Below are 21,307 nucleotides of genomic sequence, written 5' to 3'. Positions count from 1 at the left end.
GCAAAAGGGACGATTACATGTGAAATTAATAAAAATATGCATAAAAATTTACAAACCTTTTAACATCGTATGAGAATGAGCAAAAAAGGTTCTGGAGAAAAAAAGACGGCTCTCTGTTTCCATTTGGAAACAAGAGAACCGTCCCTGTGTTTACGTTTTATCTTCTCCAGATTGCTTCATTCCACTTTAACTCGTTGCGGAATTGTCTTACTTTTGTATCTTCATCAATTACAACTACTTCTATTTTGGCCATGTCAGCAAAGTCGCATAGTTGCTCTGTTGTTACGTCAAATGTGAAGACCGTATGGTGTGCTCCACCAGCATATATCCATGCTTCTGTAGCTTCGCTTAATGATGGTTGTGGTTTCCATAACACTTTTGCTACTGGCAAGTTTGGTGTTTCCTTAGTTGGTTGCTCTGCTTTTACTTCGTTGATCACAAGACGGAATCGGCCACCCATCTCTACAAGTGATGCATTAAGAGCATCTCCACCTCGACCGTCAAATACAAGACGTGCTGGGTCTTCTTTTCCACCAATGCCCAGTGGGTTCACAACGATCTTTGGTTTTGTTGCAGAAACAGTCGGACAAATTTCAAGCATGTGCGAACCAAGAACCATCTCATTACCTGGCTCTAAGTGGTACGTGTAATCTTCCATAAATGAAGTACCTTGGTTGTTAGACATGATTTTCATCAAGCGAAGTAATGCAGCAGTTCTCCAATCCCCTTCACCTGCAAAACCATAGCCTTCTGCCATGAGGCGTTGTGCTGCTAGCCCCGGAAGTTGCTTCATGCCGTGCAGGTCTTCAAAGTTAGTCGTGAAAGCATTGTAATTTCCTTTTGATAAGAATGATTTTAACGCTAACTCGATACGGCCTTGCTCAAGGATCGAGTCTCTCACTGGACCTGACTCACTAGCTTCTGCCGGTAGCTCATATAATTCACTATATTCTTTGTAAAGTGCATCTAGTTCCGCATCCGTTACTTCTTTCATTTCGGCAACTAAATCACCGATACCATAGTAGTCAACTGTCCAGCCAAACTTAATTTGAGCTTCGATTTTATCCCCATCGGTAACAGCAACGTTTCGCATGTTATCCCCAAAACGAGCAACACGAATGTTTGGACCTTCCGTTACACCAACAGCCGTTTTCATCCAACTAGCTACCTTTGCTGTAACATCTTTATTTTGCCAATGTCCTACGATTACTTTTCTAGAAACATCCATACGTGTTCCGATAAAGCCGTATTCTCTGTCACCATGTGCTGCTTGGTTTAAGTTCATGAAATCCATATCGATCTCGCCCCAAGGAATATCACGGTTAAATTGTGTGTGCAAGTGAAGGAGTGGCTTTTGCAAAGCAGTTAGTCCTGCGATCCACATTTTTGCAGGGGAAAACGTGTGCATCCACGTGATTAACCCCGCACAATTTTCATTTGTATTTGCTTCGATTGCTAGATTTTTAATTTCATCTGCTGTTTTAACAACAGATTTGAATACGATTGGAAAAGGAAGATCTCCATCTTTATTTAATCCAGCTACCACTTCTTTAGAGTTGTTTGCCACTTGGCGTAATGGTTCTTCGCCGTAAAGGTTTTGACTACCTGTAACGAACCAAAATTCATAAGGCTTTGTTTTTAACATGTTTTATTCCTCCTAGGATTTTTAATTATTTTTTCTGGCCGTAATAAGCGTTTGCACCATGTTTTCTTAAATAGTGTTTGTCTAGTAATTTTTGATCCATCGGTCCGATATCCGGGTTAATTTGATAAGCATGATAATTCATTTTTGCTACTTCTTCTAGAACAACCGCGTTATGCACGGCCTCCGCAGGGTCTTTCCCCCAGTTGAACGGGGCATGACTATGGACAAGCACACTCGGAATTTGGAGTGGATCAATATCGTTAAATGTCTCCACAATCACATTTCCTGTCTCTAATTCATAAGCTCCTTCGATCTCTTCCTCTGTCATTTTTCTCGTACAAGGAACGGTGCCATAAAAGTAATCCGCCTGGGTTGTGCCTAATGCATGAACGGGTTTACCTGCTTGCGCCCAGCTTGTTGCCCAAGGCGAATGGGTATGTACCACGCCTCCGATGCCTGGAAATTCACGATAGAGTACAATATGGGTTGGTGTATCAGAAGATGGATTCAAATCGCCTTCCACTACATTTCCATCTAAGTCAACTACGACTAGATCTTCAGCCTTTAACTTTTCATATGGAACACCACTTGGCTTAATGACAACTAAGCCTGACTCTTTGTCAAAACCACTTACATTTCCCCACGTAAATGTAACCAAGCCGTATTTCGGTAATGCTAGATTTGCTTCTAGTACTTGTTGTTTTAGGTTTTCTAACATTGGAATTTACACTCCTTTCGCTTCTAATTTTTATTGATGATGCTCGACTGCCGCACGCTCAATCGCTAGTCCATTCTTGTAACGTGTCATAAATTGTTCAAATCCTTCAACATCTTTTGGATCTGGAGACACCGTTTTTACAGACTGATTCGCAAAAACATTATCATTTAAATATGTCTCTAATGTTTCGCCGTCTTTTTTGTTGATCATGTATGAACCTAGTAGGGCAATACCCCACGCGCCGCCTTCTCCTGCTGTTTCCATGACAGAAACAGGCACATTAAACGCTGCAGCTAGGATGCTTTGTCCAACACCTTCTGTTTTAAACAAACCACCGTGGCCCAACACTTCATCCAATTGTACTTTTTCTTCATTAATCAAAATATCCATTCCTATTTTCATTGCACCAAAAGCTGTGAATAAATGCGTACGCATGAAATTAGCCAGATTGAAATTACTTCCAGAAGAACGGACAAATAATGGACGACCTTCTTCAAAATGGGTCATATGTTCACCAGATAGATAACCGTATGAAAGCAATCCACCACCATCTGGGTCTCCTTGAAGCGCTTGCTTGAATAACGTTTCATATAATTTATTCGTATCAACTGCTACACCCATGACTTGGGAAAATTCTTCAAATAGTCCAACCCACGCATTTAAGTCTGAAGAACAGTTATTTGAGTGAGCCATCGCTACGAGATCACCATTCGGAGTCGTAACAAGATCAATTTCCGGATGTACTTTAGACAAATCTTTTTCCAATACAACCATTGCAAACGCAGACGTTCCAGCTGAAACATTCCCGGTGCGCTTCGCAATGCTGTTGGTTGCAACCATCCCAGTCCCTGCGTCACCTTCTGGTGGGCATAATGGAATGCCCGCTTCTAGTTCGCCAGACGGATCAAGTAGTTTTGCTCCTTCTTCCGTCAGCACACCTGCCTGCTCACCTGCTACTACGACTTCAGGAAGAATATCTTCTAGTTTCCACTGAAAATCATTTGGTGCAACTAATTCATCAAATTGATTGATCATGGTTTTGTTAAAACGCTTGGTCTCCAAGTCGATTGGGAACATACCCGATGCTTCACCAACGCCTAATACCTTCTTGCCTGTCAGTTTCCAATGTACATAACCAGCTAGCGTTGTCTGGAAGTGAATATCACTCGTATGTTCTTCTTGATTCAGTATTGCCTGATACAAATGCGCAATACTCCATCTCTGCGGGATTTGATAGTTAAATAGTTCTGTGAGCTCCTTGGAGGCCTGATCCGTTATATTGTTACGCCATGTACGGAATGGTACTAACAATTGCTCGTCTTTATCAAAAGCCATATAGCCGTGCATCATCGCACTAAAACCAATTGCCCCAATTTTTGTAAGCGTAACTCCATACTGCTGTTTCACGTCATTTGCCATATTTCGGTAGCTATTTTGTAGCCCTTGCCAAACTTCCTCGATGCTGTAGGTCCAGATATTGTTCACGTAACTGTTTTCCCAGTCATGGCTACCAGATGCAATGGTTGTGTGATCTTCACCAATAAGTACTGCTTTAATTCGGGTTGATCCTAGTTCAATTCCAAGCACTGTTTTGCCACTCTCAATGGTATTTTTCACATCAAGACTCATGTAATCCCCTCCAATAATAGATTTATAGCACATATTTCAGTAACCGTTTACATATTTACTATTATATGTATCTCTTCAAGTCTTTAACCAACTTGTACGTATATGTTTAGATTCGCACTCTAATATTACTACAATTCATACGTACAATCAAGCTAGATCGTGAACATAGGGACGGTTCTTCTGTTTACAATTTGTGAACAGAAGAACCGTCCCTGCGTTCACAATTTTCTTACCTCAAATGTTTGAATTGGCACGAAATAGGATACAGGACAAGCAAGGCAATAAATAAAGAATGGAAGGAGACTAATTGATGAAAGCCTTAAATATAACTGCATTAGTATTACTGATTGTAGGTGGGTTAAATTGGCTTTTAGTAGGACTATTCCAATTTGATCTTGTTGCCCAAATCTTTGGTGGAAAAGAAGCAATACTATCTCAACTGATTTACATCATTGTAGGGGTTTGTGCCATCTATGCTTTACGGTTTATCCCTAAAGTAAAATCTGAATCTGCATAATTAATCGATAAAGAGCTATCCTTCTTATGGAGGGATAGCTCTTCTTCATTAATCGGTAGTAACTCATTTTGGAAACACAAGAACCGTCCCCATGTTTACACTTCACAAAAAAATTTAAATGTATTCAGACAAGATAGTTCCCTAAACGAACAGATTTTGGTAAGATTTATACGAGATTAATGAAAGCGTTTTCTGAATTTAGGTGGAAACAGGGGGACGGTTCTCCCGTTTACGTTTTTACATTTGGAAACACAAGAACCGTCCCCCTGTTTACGAATGGAGGTTACATAATGTCAAATGAATTTGCACATCGTATGGCAAGGAAATCTATTAAGCTTGTAGATGGTTCTGGTAATCCTGTTGCAGGTCAAGAGGTACAATTGAACTTGACTAACCATAAGTTTTTATTTGGTGCTAGTACGTTTGATGCGGTCGAGGTCGCCAATAAAAGTGTGGATCCTGACAGACTTGCATTTTTAGAAGACAAAATGGAAAAGTTTTTTGATGTATTTAATTCTGCAACACTTCCTTTCTACTGGGATAGGTTCGAGCCTAAACGTGGAAAACCAATGACTGAAGAATTACAGAATGCAGCAAAGTGGCTAAAAAGTAGAAATGTAACATTAAAAGGACATCCGCTTGTATGGCATACCTTAACTGCTCCATGGCTACTCGATATGAGCAATAAAGAAATCTTGAAAGCACAGTTTGACCGAATTGAACGCGATGTCACTGATTTCAAAGGTTTAATTGATATGTGGGATGTCATCAATGAAGTGGTGATCATGCCAATTTTTGATAAGTATGATAACGGGATTACTAGACTCTCTCAAGAACTTGGGCGAGTTGGTATTATAAAAGAAATGTTTGCGAAAACACGGGAAGTCAACCCGAATGCAACTCTACTATTAAATGATTTTAACACATCGATAAACTATGAGATTTTAATTGATGGTTGCTTGAACGCTGGTGTTCCAATTGATGTGATTGGTATTCAGTCTCACCAACACCAAGGCTATTGGGGACGCGAGAAACTAGAAGAAATACTAGACCGATTCTCACACTTTGGTCTTCCGATTCACTTTACGGAAAACACGTTAACTTCTGGACATATTATGCCTCCTGAAATTGAGGACTTAAATGATTATCAAATTGATGATTGGCCTACTACACCGGAATTCGAAGAGCGACAAGCTAAAGAAGTAGAAGAAATGTATTCGATTTTGTTTAAACATCCATTGGTAGAATCGATTACTACATGGAAGTTCAGTGATGAGGGTGCATGGCTTGGTGCCCCAGCAGGGTTCTTACGAAAGGATAATAGTCCGAAACCTTCATATGATGTAGTGAAGAGATTGATCAAAGAAGACTGGCATACGAATGTAACAGTTAGGACAGATGATAAGGGAATGCTCACGTTCGAAGGATTCCTTGGTGATTATGATCTTGTTTGTGGGGATAAGAGCGTTAGTTTTACATTAGAGAAAGAGTCTGCACAAGATCAGTTCACGATTTAACTGCCCGCAAGTCCATGAAAAAGCTTCCGGCCATTACGAATGGACGGAAGCTTTTTTTAGATTATGGGATATCTATTAACTAGATATGAGATCTTCCATCATACGTGAGAGCTTGGTGAGCGTCTTCCAATTACGCACCGTTGCTGGCACTTCAAGCTTTTTCAGGTTATTATTTAACTTTGAATTCCGAATACTATCATGGAACAAAAAATAAACATCCCTTCCGGTTATCACGCATTGTTCTTGATCGTTTGTATAAGATAAAAACGTATCGCTATTTTTGGCAGAAGGAGCGATGGGTAACATGGCAACATACATGCATTCACCTTTAGCAGAACTTGATGCCTTTGAAATCTCCTGTTCCGAAAAAGGATTGTTGCTAATGATTTGTTTCATTTCTTCGGCTGTTCGAATTACAACCGTACTCACTATACCAAAATCCTTTTCTACTCTAGACTGTAACCTCTCTTGTAAGGCTGATTCAGACTCATCTGACTGAAACAATATGTTGCCACTTTGGATATAGGTCTTGACCTGTTTTAAGCCTAGCAATTCTAGAGATACTCTTAAATCTGCCATTTTGATTTTGTTATGTCCACCAACATTAATCCCTCGGAGTAACGCTACATATATTGTCATACCCGTCCACCTTTCCTTTTATCTAGTCCGTACATATCACCTTCTACCTCAAACTATAGCACGCTTTAATTGGAAAATACATGTTATAAGAAAAGACGGTTCTCCTGTTTCCATTTTGGAAACAAGAGAACCGTCCCTATGTGTACACTATTTCACTACCCTTACTTCTTCTCTACGTTTACGGTACCAGTCTTCTATTGCTGATGCATGGTCTAGCGGGATGTCTTTGATTTGTTCGATATGGGCTGGAACGGATCGATTTATCGTAGTAATGGACGCAACGTTAAAATATCTTTGGATTCTTGACTGGGAATAAGCCATTTCAATTACATTCTTTCTTTTTGTTACAAACATGCGGCTTGTTAAGCCTCCATGCCACCATTGCAACTGATCCCCCGTCACAACATATCTCGTATGGATATAGTCAAGGATCCGGTGTACGACAATAAAACACAATAAACCTACACTTACAATCCACCATGCTTGATCTATTTGAAAGATCGCAGGCTTAAAGTACCATAAAACGATTGTGGCTATAATCCATAACCAACTTGGTCTAAACAACTTTAGCCATAAGGATTTCCTAGGTAACCTTTCCAATTTCTCATTCAACTGATAGTCAGGTAACAACTCTTCTATTAACCGATACGCTTGATCAATCGGCAAAAACGGATAAAGTGAGTTCACATTTACCGATTCATCTGCTTGGCCTGGATTAGCAGAGCTAACCAGTTTCACTTCTGCTAAACCAAAGATTCGCTTTATCCATGTTTGATTGATTTCAAGACCTTGAATTTTTCGCTTCTCAATTGCAAAATAACTTTCATTTAAAACTCCTCGATCAATGTAAATATGCATATAATCTGAAGAAATTTCATACTTCCCAAAACGAATAAATGTCCTAACTATTCCAAAACCAATTGCTAGAACTACGGCTACCATAATGATTCCAATAAATATCCAAACACTCGCCAACAACCCTTGAAATAAACCTTCCACCTCATCTGTATCCGGTAAAAAAGGTTGTAAATAGTCATATCCACCAGCCACAAGTGGGATGATTGCCAGGAAACTTAAGGAAGTAAAGCTTGCTTTCCATAAATCTTTTCGTTTCGGAGTAAAATGAATGGTCCTATTTGATTGCTGTACCGTCTTCTCATCTGATTGATCGTTTTCTTGCAACGTTGAATGTATTACCTCTTCATCTCCGTTTGTTTCTTGTGGATGTTTATGCTCATTTTGTTTGACAAGACTTATTAAAGAGCTAGCTTGGTTTTTAGATAATACCTCAAAATGGATGGCATCATTCTCCCCATCCATTGCCGTTTCGAATGTTAAAGAGGTAAGGCCAAAGACTTTATGAAAAAGTGTTGTCTTTCGCGTTATATTTTGTATCCTTGAGAACGGAATAGAACTCGTATGCTTTACAAAAATCCCTTTATGAATTTGAAACGTGTGATCTTGCCATTCATAAGTTTCAACAAACCAAGCAATAATAATATAAACAATCCGCGACAAAACAAATAACACAAAAGCATATCTTCCATACTCGACTAGCCAGAACTCTGAATTCTTCTTCAACACAAACAAGATAAGGACGATGAATAAACTATTTTTCACTAACTCGCTAAGTCGAAAAACCATAGTTAATGGATGATACCTCATTATTCATCCACTTCCTTAAGCTTTGCATATTCCGCTAATCTTTCTCTTAACTGGAATGCAATGGCTTCTTCTAATGCAGGTATCTCATGTGAAGACCCCATTGTTTCTATTTTAATCGATCGTGTGTGATAACGTTTCATGATTGGACCTTGTCTAGTAGTAACCGATTGTATTTTCGTCATCGGAACGGTCACCCACTCTTTTTTTATAAGACCATAACTTAACTGAAGGTACTCATCATCGAACTGATAGCTCCAGCTTCGGTACAATAATACTGGTTCAATGAACGACCAGATTATACCTAACACACTGACTACAACAAGGCCAATCAATATCCAAAAAGCCCATGTCGGCCATTCAAAAAAATGATCTAACCAAAATAGTACCCCTAGCACAACAAGTCCGATTAAGTTCGAAATTGTTTCAGATATACGACGCATCGTTGGAAAAGATGGAGATAAAGAATGTTCAAACTTATAATCATTCACTTTGTACCAATTCCTCCTTGAAAACAGAAACATGTTTGTAAACTTAGATAATAACTATACGAAAAGCTGGCAACGAAAGTTTCATGTGTAAACAAGGGGACGGTTCTCCTGTTTCCATTTTGGAAACAAGAGAACCGTCCCTATGCTTACAAGGTCTGTCCCTGTGTTGACACATCCACTAACACGGATAATCGGCTACGACTACATTTTCTATATATCCGTCTAATGATGAGACAAATGCTTGATGTACTGGATGTGGTAAATAGTGGTCAAGAGCTTGTTTATCCTCGAAGGTTATTCGTAAGGCTAGTGTATAGCCGTGTTTATTTTCTACTTCTTCTGTCACATTAATCCCCGCTGTCAATTCGACGATTCCGGGTATTTTTTCTTTAAAGGATTGCAATTGGGAGACTAATGCTTTTTCTTTATCATCTGTAATGTTACTATTTAGTTTAAATAACACAATGTGTTCATACATATTTCTCTCTCCTTCTAAAAATACTAGATTTTCAATACTTTCCGCTCGATCTTTTCCAATTCATTCAGAAAAGCAGGCTTCCGTTCATACGTATCTCTCAATTCCATCACAAAATCCTGGAATTTCGCTTCTCCAAATGCTAATTTATACGTTTCTAGCTTTTTACATACATTCCGGTACTTCTTACGATCCGTCGCCTCTTCCGCTTCTCCTCTTACATAATCTAAAAATAATACTTGTGCCTCTTTCAAGTGATCATCTAATAAAAATCGATAATATTCCAAGATTGATATAGGCGAATATTGACAGTATTGAAGGATCTTATCTGTTCGATTTTCTTGTTTGGCAATATAGACATACACATTTGGTAAATAGCCAGTGTCAGCATTTTCAAATGTAGCAAAGATATCTTCCACAACAGTGTTCCATTCATCTTGCCTAAATAATTCCTTCAACTTATTATAAGGTTCATAATCATTGGCATAGACAAATTCAAAAAGAAGCTCCTTTTGTTTCTCTATATCTCCAAGTCCCTCGTAAACCTGCAAACGATATTGCTTCCATTGCTTCACGAGACCTGGGTATTTCTCATCGTTCTTTTCGCCTTCCTCACAAAGTTGAAGGGCAGCTCCAAAGTTCTCATTCTCTAATTCTTTTTCAATCGCCATTTTTCTAAATTCATCGTATTCGAGATTATCATTTATAAACTGTTCTACCCTGTCAAATTCTCCATTTCGTTCTAGAATCTTCAACTGTAGCTTATGAATCGCTTCTTGATCATAATCGGACGACCAGGAAGAAATAGCATCAATATCTGAAAGCAGCTTATCTAATGTTGCTTCTAATTTTTTTCTAGCAGCGGCGCGAACGGAATAGATTGTACATACGTCCAATAGTTGGTAGCGCGTATCACTCCAACCATCATAACGCTTGTGCATCGCTTCTTTTACAAGTAACTGAAACATCGTGTCCTGAACGCGGTAGTCGGAGGAAACAAGTACAAGTGAAGAAGCGTCCTCTAATAGCGTGATGCACTGATTGACCATATAGCCAATTTCTCCACCAGAATCATCGGCATATTGAAGCATATCAATGACAATAGAAAGCGTCGCAATGCTTAACCGAACCGTTACTTCCTCTTCTCCGGTAATGAGTTTATTCCTACCCTTTTCTAGTACCATCTCAGCTCCCTCTAAGGCAGCATGAACATTTCGCCACGAGATGAAACCTCGTCTTTTATTCTCATTTATGTATTTTCGAATTAATTGTTTGCTAGCTTTTATCTCATCGTTAGGACTTATTAGTTTATATTCCACCTTCTTCTCAACATTTTCATCCCCGTCGACGATATTCATGATTAGGTCCACTAATTCTTGCTTTGTAAGCTTCTCAATCTTTTTATACAGATCCAAGCATAGTACTCTCCTTTCCAGAAAAGCAATTCTAATAGGTACACATTCATTTTACAGAATTTCATTGTTTCTTAGCAAATGGAAAAAGCACTAGTCAGTAAATTTTTTCCAACATTCTAGCTTATGAGTCCTACATATGGAATAACTTGTTAAGCATCCTTGTCTGCTTAAACCATAACAAATTTATTTTCCTAATCATCTACTAAAAAAACAGTAGATACGATACTTTTTCTTAAGTTCTTTTAATAGCTTTTTAAAGCTACAGACTTATAAAATTTATTATTGTTTTCGTAATATTCATTCGACAAAGTTCTACATAGTTTATCTCCAATTTTTGTAAAAATAACAAGGCTATTATGTACTTAATGATAGACTAATATTTATCCATTTTGTCATCATGTATGTTTGCAATTGCTAACCAAATGCTTAGGATCTTTCTAACATGTACTTTGACTTTTATAACTTCTACACCATCTAGAATAGTAACTTTAATGCCCTAGCTTTCGTCAACATGAAAAATTCTATTGTTCGCATTACAATTAATTTTATATATAATCTTTGTCGAACAATGTAAAGAGGATTTTTAGTTACAGCCCTTGACTAATGAGTTATATACCCCTAATCTAGATATACGTACAACCTTAATATCCAAATCAACTTAATCACCAGATGTACGATTAAGTTATCTATTCTTCACACTTATGTAAACGCTTTAATTACGTAGAGGCTGAGAGCCAGGAACATAATCAAGTGAAAGGGTGATCGGAAATGGGTAAGGCTACAGTAAAAGCAAAAATGGTTGTTGACAAAGACTTTCAGGTTTCAGAGATCGATCCACGTGTATATGGTTCCTTTATTGAACATTTAGGTAGAGCTGTTTACGGCGGTATCTATGAACCTACCCATCCAACTGCAGATGAAAACGGTTTTAGACAGGACGTTATTAACCTAGTAAAAGAATTGCAAGTACCGATTATTCGATATCCTGGTGGTAATATGGTATCTGCTTATAACTGGGAAGATGGTGTTGGGCCGAAAGAAGATCGACCAAAACGTTTAGAGCTTGCTTGGAGGGTAACGGAAACGAACCAAGTAGGAACAAACGAGTTTGTAGATTGGGCAAAGGCAGTTAATGCAGACGTTATGATGGCAGTCAACCTTGGTACTCGAGGGATTGATGCCGCTAGAAATTTAATCGAATATTGCAACCACCCTAGTGGGACTTATTGGAGCGATCTGCGTAGATCACATGGATATGAACACCCACATAAAATAAAAACATGGTGCCTTGGCAATGAAATGGATGGCCCATGGCAAGTTGGTCAAAAAACAGCGCAAGAATATGGTCGTTTAGCCTATGAAACTGCCAAAGCAATGCGTCTTGTTGATCCTGACATTGAATTAGTTAGCTGTGGTAGTTCTAGCGCACAAATGCCTACTTTTCCAAGTTGGGAAGCTGAAACGTTAGAACATACATACGAAGTAGCTGACTATATCTCTTTACATCAATATTATGGAAATCGCAGCGGAGATACAGCCAACTTTTTAGCTAAATCAATGGATATGGAGAACTTTATTCAGACGGTTATCTCCACATGTGATTACATTAAAGCTAAAAAGCGCAGTAAAAAGAAAATGTACTTAAGCTTTGACGAATGGAATGTTTGGTTCCATTCGAATGAACAAGATAAAGAAATTGAACCCTGGACAGTAGCTCCACCTCAACTAGAAGATGTTTATACGTTTGAAGATGCATTGCTTGTTGGAAGCATGCTAAATACGATGCTACGTCACTCTGACCGTGTCAAGATGGCTTGTATGGCACAACTCGTAAATGTTATTGCACCAATTATGACTGAAAACGGCGGTGCAGCTTGGAAGCAAACGATCTTCTATCCATATTACTATACTTCTGTATATGGAAGAGGAATTGCACTGAATCCAATCGTTAGCTCACCAAAATATGATAGTAAGGACTTTACGGATGTTCCTTATTTAGACTCATCTGTTGTGTACAATCAAGAGAAAGATGAATTAGTAATATTTGCCACAAACCGACATCTAGAAAATCCCCTTGAAGTTGATATCGATGTTCGCTCTTTTGAAAATTATAGCTTGGTAGAACACATTGTTTTAGAAAACGAAGACGCAAAAGCTGTAAATATTGCAGGAAGCGAAAATGTAAAACCTCATACGAACGGAGAGTCTTATTTAACAGATGGGAAATTAGTTGGTATTTTCCCTAAATTCTCTTGGAGTATGATCCGTCTTAAAAAATCATAAATCAAACACCTCATCTAAGAAGTTTTTCCTACACTTATATTGCGGATAGAAGCGAGGCAGGCTTAGCTAGAAGTTCTATTTCGATAATTGATGGACGATGGAAATAGAACTTCACTTTATATCTAGTATCTAGTAAACAATCCCAAACTTTAAGTTTTTACTTTTATCGCCTATGCATAAAGTAGATTCAACTATTCTAGTAAAGATGTGCAAAATTAATTAAGTGGAACAATTATTTTGAAAAAATGAAATAATTAATCCTATACTCCATACTTCTGAATATAATAGTAATAACTTATACGGTTAAATATTGTAATTCTAACAGATTACAACCCTATTTATACGTATAATTGATAACGATTACATTACACCTATCGAGTTATAGGAATAGAGGGAATTCCACTACACCTATATTGAAAGCGCATTCAAACACTAATGCTTTAATGGAGGGGATATATTGAAAACAGATCATAATTTAGCTACGAACCCTAACGTAGCTACTCAAAAACCGCCGCGTAAGCCTTTGATGAAATTCTTAAACTCAAAAAAAGTCGTACCTTATATTTTCGTATCACCATTTATTATTTCATTCTTAGTTTTAACTGTTTATCCTGCAATCCGTGGTATTATTATGAGTTTTCAAAGTGTATTACCAGGGCAAGTTAATTTTGTTGGGTTAGCAAACTATGACCGCGTATTTAATCCTACATTTTATAAAGCTTTAACAAATACGACAATATACGTTATTCTAACTGTTTCGATCCTGACGATACTACCGATTATTCTTGCAGTAATACTGGATTCAAGATTTATCAAATTGAAAACAATATTTCGTGCTTCCTTATTTATGCCAGCATTAGCTTCCACCATTGTTGCTGGTATGATCTTCCGGTTGATGTTCGGGGAAACAGATACCGCTGCAGCAAATCAGCTTCTAAACTGGCTTGGAATGGAATCGGTTGATTGGAAATTTAATGCGTGGTCTGGAATGTTCTTAATGGTTATGCTTTGTGTATGGCGTTGGCTAGGGGTCAACATACTCTACTTTTTAGCAGCTCTTCAAACAGTTCCAAAAGAGCTATATGAAGCTGCGGAGATTGATGGGGCATCCATTTTCAAGAAGTTTTGGTACGTAACGTTACCATTCTTAAAACCTGTAACTATATTCGTAGTCACTATTTCTATCATTAATGGTTTCAGAATGTTCGAGGAGAGCTTTGTATTTTGGGAAGCAGGCTCACCAGGAAATATCGGGTTAACCGTTGTTGGTTACATCTATCAACAAGGTATCCAACAAAATGATATGGGCTTTGGGGCAGCAATTGGGGTTATCCTCATGCTGATCATCTTCATTATAAGTTTCATTCAGCTAGTTCTAACTGGTGCATTCAAGCGAGGTGACGAGTAATGAAAAAAGAAAAGCGTAAAATTTCAGTTATGATAGCGAATATTGGTATGGGAATTATCTGTTTAATAGCGTTATTCCCTGTCATTATGCTCTTAATTTCATCACTAAGGCCTTCGTCAGAATTAATGCGTACAGGAATTAGTCTAGCATTTGATTGGAGTGTACTTAATTTAGATAATTACATGTACATCTTTACAGAGGCAAATGGTTATTGGGGCTGGTACATGAACAGTCTAATTATATCGGCCATTACCATTGTATTATCTTTATTTTTCTCTGCGATGGTAGGCTATGCACTAGCTGTGTATGATTTTAAAGGGAAAAATCTCTTCTTTACTTTTGTAGTATTTATTTTAATGGTACCTTTTGAAATACTAATGCTTCCATTATTCCAAATGATGATTAGTTTTCAATTGGTGGATACCTATGTTGGGGTTCTTTTACCAATGATTGTAGCTCCAATTGCCGTCTTCTTCTTTAGACAGTACGCTTTAGGATTACCTATTCAACTCATGGATGCAGCTAGGATAGACGGTGCCACAGAGTATGGCATTTATTTCAAAATCATGCTTCCACTAATGACACCATCATTAGGAGCAATGGCTATTTTACAAGGTCTTGGGAGCTGGAATAATTTCTTATGGCCATTAATTGTCCTACGTTCCAATGACATGTTTACCTTACCAATTGGTTTAGCAACATTATTAACACCTTATGGAAACAACTACGACGTTTTAATAGCCGGCTCCGTGATGACAGTCATACCAATCATTATTTTATTTATTTTCTTCCAACGTTATTTTATTTCAGGTTTAACAGTTGGTGGAGTGAAAGGATAATTGCACTTACTAGGATGTGAAAAATATGTTTGGTGAACAAATTGTAGGTTCATTGGAACGCTTTTTAAGAATTGTAGTGAGGGTTGCATGGCTCAATTGCTTATGGATTGCATTTACTTTAATGGGTTTAGTATTTGCTGGTGTGTTTCCAGCTACCACAGCCGCCATTAGTGTTTCTAGAAAATGGGTGCAGAACAAAGAGGACGTATCTGTTTTCCAGACTTTCAAGAAATCGTATAAAAAGGAATTCTTGAAGTCTAATATTATTGGCATTGTCTTAACTTTCATAGCAGCTATCCTATTCCTAAATTACCATGCTCTTTTACAATTCGGAGACCAAATGCCGGTTGTAGTTGTATTTGCTTATTACTTTATCATACTGCTTTACTCTATCTTGGTTATTTGGATCTTTCCTTTATTAACACACTATCAATCTAGCATAAAAAACCATTTTAAAAACGCTTTCATCATTGGTATTACAAATTTACCAATAACCTTACTAATTAGCTTATTTATATTCATCATCATCTATATCTCTTTGGAGATTCCAAGTATGTTTATCTTTTGTACTATGAGTTTATTAGCCATAATCGTATCGTTTCTATCTATGCGAGTGTTTGAAAAGATTGATCATAGCAATATAGACATGTTGGAACAAAATCCAACAGTTGAAACGAATCATTAGATCTTATGACATGCGGTTTCACTTAAATTTTAATATATAGATGGGGGTAGGAAAATGAAAAGGAAAAGTTTATTAGCAATTTTATTCGGAATATTAGCCATGTTCCTAGTAGCTTGTGGGGGAGATGATGAAGAGGCTGCTAGCACTGAAGCCGACGATGTATCTGTTGTAGGGGATGACATAGAGGATGCTACACCTCTTACATTCTGGACGTTCGCTGCACAACACGTTGATTTCTTTGTTGATGCTGCTGAAAGATGGAATGAAGAAAATCCAGATCGACCAATTGAATTAACTGCCGAAACATATCCATTTGATCAAATGCACAATAACTTGTTGCTAGCATTGCAATCAGGAAACGGTGCTCCAGACATTGCCGATGTAGAGATCGCACGATTCCCTAACTACATGGAAGGGGAACCACAATTAGAACCGATGAACGAATATGTGGAACCTGAATTAGATAACTTTGTATCATCACGTTTTGAAATTTATTCAAAAGACGGAAATTACTACGGTATGCCGACACACGTAGGTGCATCGGTTATGTACTACAACACGGAAATAATGGATGCAGCTGGTGTAGATATTGATTCCATTAAAACTTGGGATGACTTTATGGCGGCAGGTGAAAAAGTAGTTGCTAACACGGATGCTATGATGTATAACACATTCCCTGGTGATTATTTACCGTACTTCCAATTAGTATCCCAACAAGGCTCAGACTTTATCGATGAAAATGATAACCTTACTATTAATAGACAGGAAAATATTGATGCATTGCAATTACTTTTAGATATGCAAGAAGCAGGAATTGCAGAAGTAGCACCTGGTAATGAACCACACGCAGAAGAGTATTATTCCTACATGCTAGATGGTGGAGCCGCATCTGTTGCAATGCCAATTTGGTATATGGGTAGATTTACTGACAGTATGCCTGACTTAAAAGGTAAAATGGTTGTTAGACCAATGCCAGCGTTTGAAGAAGGCGGAAACCGTTCAGCAGGTATGGGTGGTACGGGTACAGTCGTTACCAACCAATCAGAAAGTACAGACTTAGCGAAAGAATTCTTAGCATATGCAAAACTTTCTGAGGAATCCAACGTAAAAATTTGGACGGTCTTAGGATTCGACCCGATACGTCATGATGTGTGGGACCACCCAGATGTATTAGAATCTAATAAATACTTCGAATACTTTGGTGATGATATCTTTGACACTTTAACTGAAATTCAAGATGAAATTAACGCGATTAATGTTTCTCCTCATACACCGGAAGTAGCAACTGAAATTAACACGAATACACTAAACAACGTCTTGCGTGCTGGCTCTGAAACACCAGAAGAAGCATTAAACGCCGCACAAGAAGCTGTTGAATCACAAGTGAATAATTAAAGGATGAGAAAAAGGGCTGCAAATATTGTAGCCCTTTTTCTATAATAAGAGGAAGTAAGCTTTCCGACTTAACTCTTGTAAACAGGGGTGTAAACAGGGGGACGGTTCTTTCGTTCACGTTTTATCCATGCTAGATATATTGTGGTTCTAATCTCCGTTCCTCTCCCTACTCCTCCAAATAACGCTTTAAAGCATCCAAATCTTTTTCGCATGCCTTCCTAAATGACCCAACCATCATCTTACCAAATAACTTTGTTAAACCGGTCAAACCGTTTATTTTTCCATCAAGCGTAACGACTGTATGATTATCAGAATAATCAAGTTGGTATGTAAACACATACTCCCCCTTACCCATCGTGCCTTTCGTTCCATCGCAAAGGAGCACAAACTTATCTGGCGATTGCAGTTCAACGACCTCAAAATGTTCAGACGCTTCTTTACCATACATCTTTCTTGTTTCCTTCCATTCACTACCTATTTGAATCGGACCAGTATCCAATCGCTCTATACTTACTAAGCCCTGCATCCAGTGTTTAGCTGATTCAAGATCAAGTAACCCCTCGTACACTTTTTCTTTAGATACCTGAAATGTTTTCATTACTTCAAAACTTATACTCACACTAACCCCTCCATTTTCACCTTTATTTAAAGCGTCCCCTCTACTTACTTTTCTCTATCATAATCTATTTTCTTCATTTCTAATTCTATCTTTTTTTCTTCTAGTTCTATTTCTTTTTTCTTTAATTCAGCATTTACCTTTTTTTCATATCCGTAGTATATCAAGGATAATGCTACAATGATCGTGATGTAAAAAAGAAAATCCAAAGTATTGCCCCTCTCCATGATGATCGTTTATGCTATATAGACCACTATACCATTTCGTACAATCAATTATCGACTACAAATAGAATCAGGACTGAAAGTATAGCTATAATGGTGAATGACGAATGAATAATAAGCATGGGTAAGTTATCTTTTATAGAAAAGTATTTCATTACTGATTTCACAATGTCCCCCACCCATAATTAACAATTCCCCTACCTTGATATTACCATATACAGTCCATCCAACCTCCAATAATGTAAGCGTTAATATGTAAAGCAGGTGGATTACTTCCACCTGCTTTACATTCTAGACCTGATAAATTATGTTCGCTTCGGTTTCTTTCTCGAAGAATCAGCCTTATGTCTACCAGTTTCTTGTGTTGTCGTTCCTTGCCCTTCTGTATGCGCGGAACCTAATCCTACTTTTGATGGATTCGCTTTTCTTTCCTTCACTATAATCACCTCCGATTATAGTGTTCCATTAATATTGCAAGCTATGTGAACGGAGGGACGGTTCTTTTAGGGAACAATCGGAAGTTTGCGAAAAAAGAAGGCACATTTAGCTATTTAAGCTATCTGTGCCTTTGTACTATCTCGTATTACCACTATCCGCAAATTTTTGATTGTCCCAGAAGGACGAAGTCGCTTCCTTCTCTTCCTATGGGGATTCAATCCTCCCCAACCTCATTTTTGATCTTTTATTTATCAGTTTTTTTAACTGTTATCTATGTTTTTTCTTAAAAACATAGATAACAGTTAAAAATGGGTGTACTTTCCCCCTCCCCATTTAAGAGGCTTTTAAAAAAGCATTTAATTCTACCGATCACGGTATCTTATATGATGGAAACGGCGGTATCTTAAATGAATGAACGCTTTCTAGATGACCTTTTTTACACGAAGGACACAAAGTCATATCCTTATTTAATATTTTTCCAAGGACTTCAATTTTACTTAACCCTTCATATAACGGTTTATAGCTAGGGCTCTTTGTTAGTCTTCGACAACGTTCCAACTTCGTTTTTCTATTTCGATTTGCTAATAAACCATAATGCCTTACTTTCACAAATCGTGTCGGTAATACATGCATTAAAAAACGCCGAATAAATTCTACTTTGGTCATCTTTACTTGCTTTCTCTTATTGTTATTCTTATAGTCTTTTACACCGATGGTCACTGTATCATAACCTTGTGAAAGGATACGTTTATTCGAAATGGCAATTCTGTGCGTGTATAATCCAAGGTACTTCATCACAGCTAAAGGACCTGAAAATGTTCTTTTGGTATAACTATACCAATTCAGTTCATAACAGCTATCTAGTAATTGTTGAAACTGACTTCTAGATTGATATTTTGTTGTTTCAGTAAAGAACTTTAATTTCTTTTGGTTGTAATATTGTTTGAGATAATAGAGAAATTTCCCTCTAAATTGCTTTGATAAAACTTTCACAGGAATAAAGAATTTTTTACTCGTTTCCTTCCAACGGTTATCTTTTGTCAGGCCTCCGGCCAAGACTATGGTATGAATGTGAGGATGATAGTGTAAATTCTGGCCCCAAGTATGCAAGACAGATAAAAAGCCAATTTGGGCACCTAAATATTTATCGTCCCATGCGAGTTCGTTCAAAGTTTCTGCCACTGCTTTGTACATTAATTTATAAAGTAGTTTTTGATTGTGATAGATCAACATGTGTAATTGTTCGGGTATCGTAAACACGACGTGAAAATAGGGTGCGTTTAAAATATCTTTGCTTCTTTGATCCACCCAAATCTCTTTATCAACTCCTTGACATTGCGGACAGTGACGATTTCGACAAGAATTATAGCTAAGTTTTGAATCACCACATGAATCACACTCATGCCTGTGACCTCCTAAAGCATCTGTTTTACAATTTTTAATGGCCGTGGCTGCTTTTGCCTGTTCTATGGATACTTTATGAGTTACTCTAAAGTAATCGTAGTTATCAACGAATAAACTTTGTATAGTCATCAATTTTTACCTCTAGGCTGGTCCAATGGACTTTTGATCCCCATTAAACTTTTAGAAGTCATGTGTAAATAAGCAACTGTCGTTGCCACTCTTTTATGACCTAACATATGTTGTATATGCACAGGATCAATTCCGTCTTCGAGAGAGTGTGTCGCAAAACAATGCCGTAAGGTATGTGCTGAAATTGCTGTATCGAGATTTAATCTTTCTCTAATTTTAAGAAAGGTATTTTGTATGCTTTTAACCGTAATATGATTCTCTTGCTTTTGTCCCTTGAAGAGCCAATCATTTTTAGAAAAGGATCGATGATGATAGGCTTTGAAATACTCTCGCAGGACAAGAAGACTAGCTTCAGACAAAATGGTATAACGGTTCGTATCGTGTTTTGTTTTCTGCACACGAACTCGCATTCCTTGACTATCTATATCACTAATTTTTAGTCGTGCAACTTCACTAACGCGCAATCCACTACCATAGATTAAGGCGAGAATCGCCTTATGTTTTAAATTATTGGTACCCTCTAAAAGTGCATATACTTGCTCTCTAGGTGGAATAACAGGGAAGCTCTTGCCTCTTCTCATTCTAGGTACCTTTATTGGATTCCAGGTTTTCTCTAGTACATACGTGTAAAAAAACTTAATAGATGAAATACAATTATTTATTGTCCCTGGTGAAAGTTTTCTATCTCTTTTTAAGTGAAGGATATACCCCTGAATATCTTCAAAAGCAACTTCATCAATTTCTATCTCTAATACTACTTCCACATAGAATAAAAAATCGTTTATTCTTCTTCTCATAGATTTTCTTGTGGATTCTGGTGAGTTCTTAAGCTCAAAGAATAGTTCGATCTGTCGTTTATATTTTTCCATTATAAAAGCCCTCCGATTTGTTAGTTGATTTTTAAACAAACCGGAAGGTGGGTGGTCCACGATTAAGTGGAGTAAAATATTGGTTATGTAATTTTGTTGTTTTTCGTGTTAGAATAAATTTCATAGAAGTATGCTCTCTCTTTTTTATTGTTTGGTTTGGCGATTAAACAATATCACAGAAAGCATACTTTTTCTTTATGTTCTTAATGGTTTTCTTCCCTTAATAACCCTCTATCTGTATTTTTTTCCTCTTTACATAATAACGCTCTATCCCATAGCCATCGCGGGACGCGATTTCGTTCTTCTTGT

At 37.6% G+C, this 21,307-nt stretch carries 20 protein-coding genes; 7 read left to right on the top strand and 13 right to left on the bottom strand.

The annotated features are described in order from the left end of the window. Positions 1-157: 157 nt before the first annotated feature. Genes araA through NYQ66_RS06440 form a run of 3 tightly spaced genes read right to left on the bottom strand, consistent with a single transcriptional unit; the run spans position 158 to position 3,992 of the window. Positions 158-1,645: an L-arabinose isomerase gene (gene araA / locus NYQ66_RS06450; protein ID WP_259868086.1), complete on the bottom strand. Its 1,488-nt coding sequence runs from the start codon at positions 1,643-1,645 to the stop codon at positions 158-160. A 25-nt stretch (positions 1,646-1,670) separates the two neighbouring features. After that, a complete protein-coding gene (gene araD / locus NYQ66_RS06445) occupies positions 1,671-2,363 on the bottom strand; it encodes an L-ribulose-5-phosphate 4-epimerase (protein ID WP_259868082.1) in 693 nt (230 codons plus the stop codon). A gap of 30 nt (positions 2,364-2,393) precedes the next feature. Then, positions 2,394-3,992 (bottom strand): xylulokinase, encoded by a 1,599-nt coding sequence (locus NYQ66_RS06440; protein ID WP_259868080.1) that lies wholly within the window; start codon positions 3,990-3,992, stop codon positions 2,394-2,396. Between the two features lie 310 nt (positions 3,993-4,302). Between NYQ66_RS06440 and NYQ66_RS06435 the strand changes: the two genes are divergently transcribed. Together NYQ66_RS06435 and NYQ66_RS06430 are read left to right on the top strand one after the other, a co-directional pair. After that, positions 4,303-4,509 carry a DUF378 domain-containing protein gene (locus tag NYQ66_RS06435; protein ID WP_259868078.1) on the top strand — a complete coding sequence of 69 codons (207 nt, stop codon included), beginning with the start codon at positions 4,303-4,305 and terminating at the stop codon, positions 4,507-4,509. Positions 4,510-4,799: 290 nt separating this feature from the next. Further along, on the top strand, positions 4,800-6,026 hold the full coding sequence (locus NYQ66_RS06430; protein WP_259868076.1) for an endo-1,4-beta-xylanase: 1,227 nt from the start codon (positions 4,800-4,802) through the stop codon (positions 6,024-6,026). A gap of 75 nt (positions 6,027-6,101) precedes the next feature. Here the strand turns inward: NYQ66_RS06430 and NYQ66_RS06425 are convergent, their stop codons facing one another. The 5 genes from NYQ66_RS06425 to NYQ66_RS06405 form a co-directional block, all read right to left on the bottom strand. After that, positions 6,102-6,665 carry a DUF1697 domain-containing protein gene (locus NYQ66_RS06425; RefSeq protein ID WP_259868074.1) on the bottom strand — a complete coding sequence of 188 codons (564 nt, stop codon included), beginning with the start codon at positions 6,663-6,665 and terminating at the stop codon, positions 6,102-6,104. A gap of 147 nt (positions 6,666-6,812) precedes the next feature. Then, entirely contained in the window at positions 6,813-8,330 is a 1,518-nt protein-coding gene (locus NYQ66_RS06420; protein ID WP_259868072.1) for a PH domain-containing protein, read from the bottom strand. Continuing rightward, the gene (locus tag NYQ66_RS06415; protein ID WP_259868071.1) at positions 8,330-8,818 is read right to left on the bottom strand and encodes a PH domain-containing protein; all 489 of its coding nucleotides are present in this window, start codon (positions 8,816-8,818) and stop codon (positions 8,330-8,332) included. Before NYQ66_RS06415 ends, NYQ66_RS06420 begins: the two co-directional genes overlap by 1 nt. Before the next feature lie 178 nt (positions 8,819-8,996). Further along, complete coding sequence (locus NYQ66_RS06410) at positions 8,997-9,296, bottom strand: Dabb family protein (protein ID WP_259868070.1); 300 nt, start codon at positions 9,294-9,296, stop codon at positions 8,997-8,999. 23 nt (positions 9,297-9,319) lie between these two features. After that, on the bottom strand, positions 9,320-10,708 hold the full coding sequence (locus NYQ66_RS06405; protein WP_259868068.1) for a DUF6880 family protein: 1,389 nt from the start codon (positions 10,706-10,708) through the stop codon (positions 9,320-9,322). A gap of 768 nt (positions 10,709-11,476) precedes the next feature. On the opposite strand from NYQ66_RS06405, the gene arfA reads away from it, so the two are divergent. From arfA to NYQ66_RS06380, 5 genes are all read left to right on the top strand, one after another. Then, entirely contained in the window at positions 11,477-12,991 is a 1,515-nt protein-coding gene (arfA, locus tag NYQ66_RS06400; protein ID WP_259868066.1) for an arabinosylfuranosidase ArfA, read from the top strand. Between the two features lie 526 nt (positions 12,992-13,517). Next, on the top strand, positions 13,518-14,399 hold the full coding sequence (locus tag NYQ66_RS06395; RefSeq protein ID WP_259868180.1) for a carbohydrate ABC transporter permease: 882 nt from the start codon (positions 13,518-13,520) through the stop codon (positions 14,397-14,399). Continuing rightward, the gene (locus tag NYQ66_RS06390; protein WP_259868064.1) at positions 14,399-15,238 is read left to right on the top strand and encodes a carbohydrate ABC transporter permease; all 840 of its coding nucleotides are present in this window, start codon (positions 14,399-14,401) and stop codon (positions 15,236-15,238) included. Before NYQ66_RS06395 ends, NYQ66_RS06390 begins: the two co-directional genes overlap by 1 nt. 25 nt (positions 15,239-15,263) lie before the next feature. Then, positions 15,264-15,923, top strand: coding sequence for a YesL family protein (locus NYQ66_RS06385; RefSeq protein WP_259868062.1), 660 nt, complete (start codon positions 15,264-15,266; stop codon positions 15,921-15,923). 54 nt (positions 15,924-15,977) lie between these two features. Continuing rightward, positions 15,978-17,318 carry an ABC transporter substrate-binding protein gene (locus tag NYQ66_RS06380; RefSeq protein WP_259868060.1) on the top strand — a complete coding sequence of 447 codons (1,341 nt, stop codon included), beginning with the start codon at positions 15,978-15,980 and terminating at the stop codon, positions 17,316-17,318. Between the two features lie 166 nt (positions 17,319-17,484). Here NYQ66_RS06380 and NYQ66_RS06375 read toward each other — a convergent pair whose 3' ends face one another. The 5 genes from NYQ66_RS06375 to NYQ66_RS06355 form a co-directional block, all read right to left on the bottom strand. After that, entirely contained in the window at positions 17,485-17,937 is a 453-nt protein-coding gene (locus NYQ66_RS06375) for an SRPBCC family protein (RefSeq protein WP_259868058.1), read from the bottom strand. Between the two features lie 44 nt (positions 17,938-17,981). Then, positions 17,982-18,143, bottom strand: a complete 162-nt coding sequence (locus NYQ66_RS06370) for a hypothetical protein (RefSeq protein ID WP_259868055.1) — start codon at positions 18,141-18,143, stop codon at positions 17,982-17,984. 320 nt (positions 18,144-18,463) lie between these two features. Then, the gene (locus tag NYQ66_RS06365; protein WP_407652055.1) at positions 18,464-18,595 is read right to left on the bottom strand and encodes a YuzL family protein; all 132 of its coding nucleotides are present in this window, start codon (positions 18,593-18,595) and stop codon (positions 18,464-18,466) included. 370 nt (positions 18,596-18,965) lie between these two features. Beyond that, positions 18,966-20,132 (bottom strand): IS91 family transposase, encoded by a 1,167-nt coding sequence (locus tag NYQ66_RS06360; RefSeq protein ID WP_456151316.1) that lies wholly within the window; start codon positions 20,130-20,132, stop codon positions 18,966-18,968. Then, a complete protein-coding gene (locus tag NYQ66_RS06355) occupies positions 20,129-20,998 on the bottom strand; it encodes a tyrosine-type recombinase/integrase (RefSeq protein ID WP_259867933.1) in 870 nt (289 codons plus the stop codon). Before NYQ66_RS06355 ends, NYQ66_RS06360 begins: the two co-directional genes overlap by 4 nt. Between the last annotated feature and the right edge of the window lie 309 nt (positions 20,999-21,307).

The sequence above is a fragment of the Aquibacillus koreensis genome (genome assembly GCF_025154055.1).
Taxonomy (GTDB): Bacteria; Bacillota; Bacilli; order Bacillales; family Amphibacillaceae; genus Aquibacillus_C; species Aquibacillus_C koreensis.
This window is presented reverse-complemented; position numbering and strand designations above follow the sequence as displayed.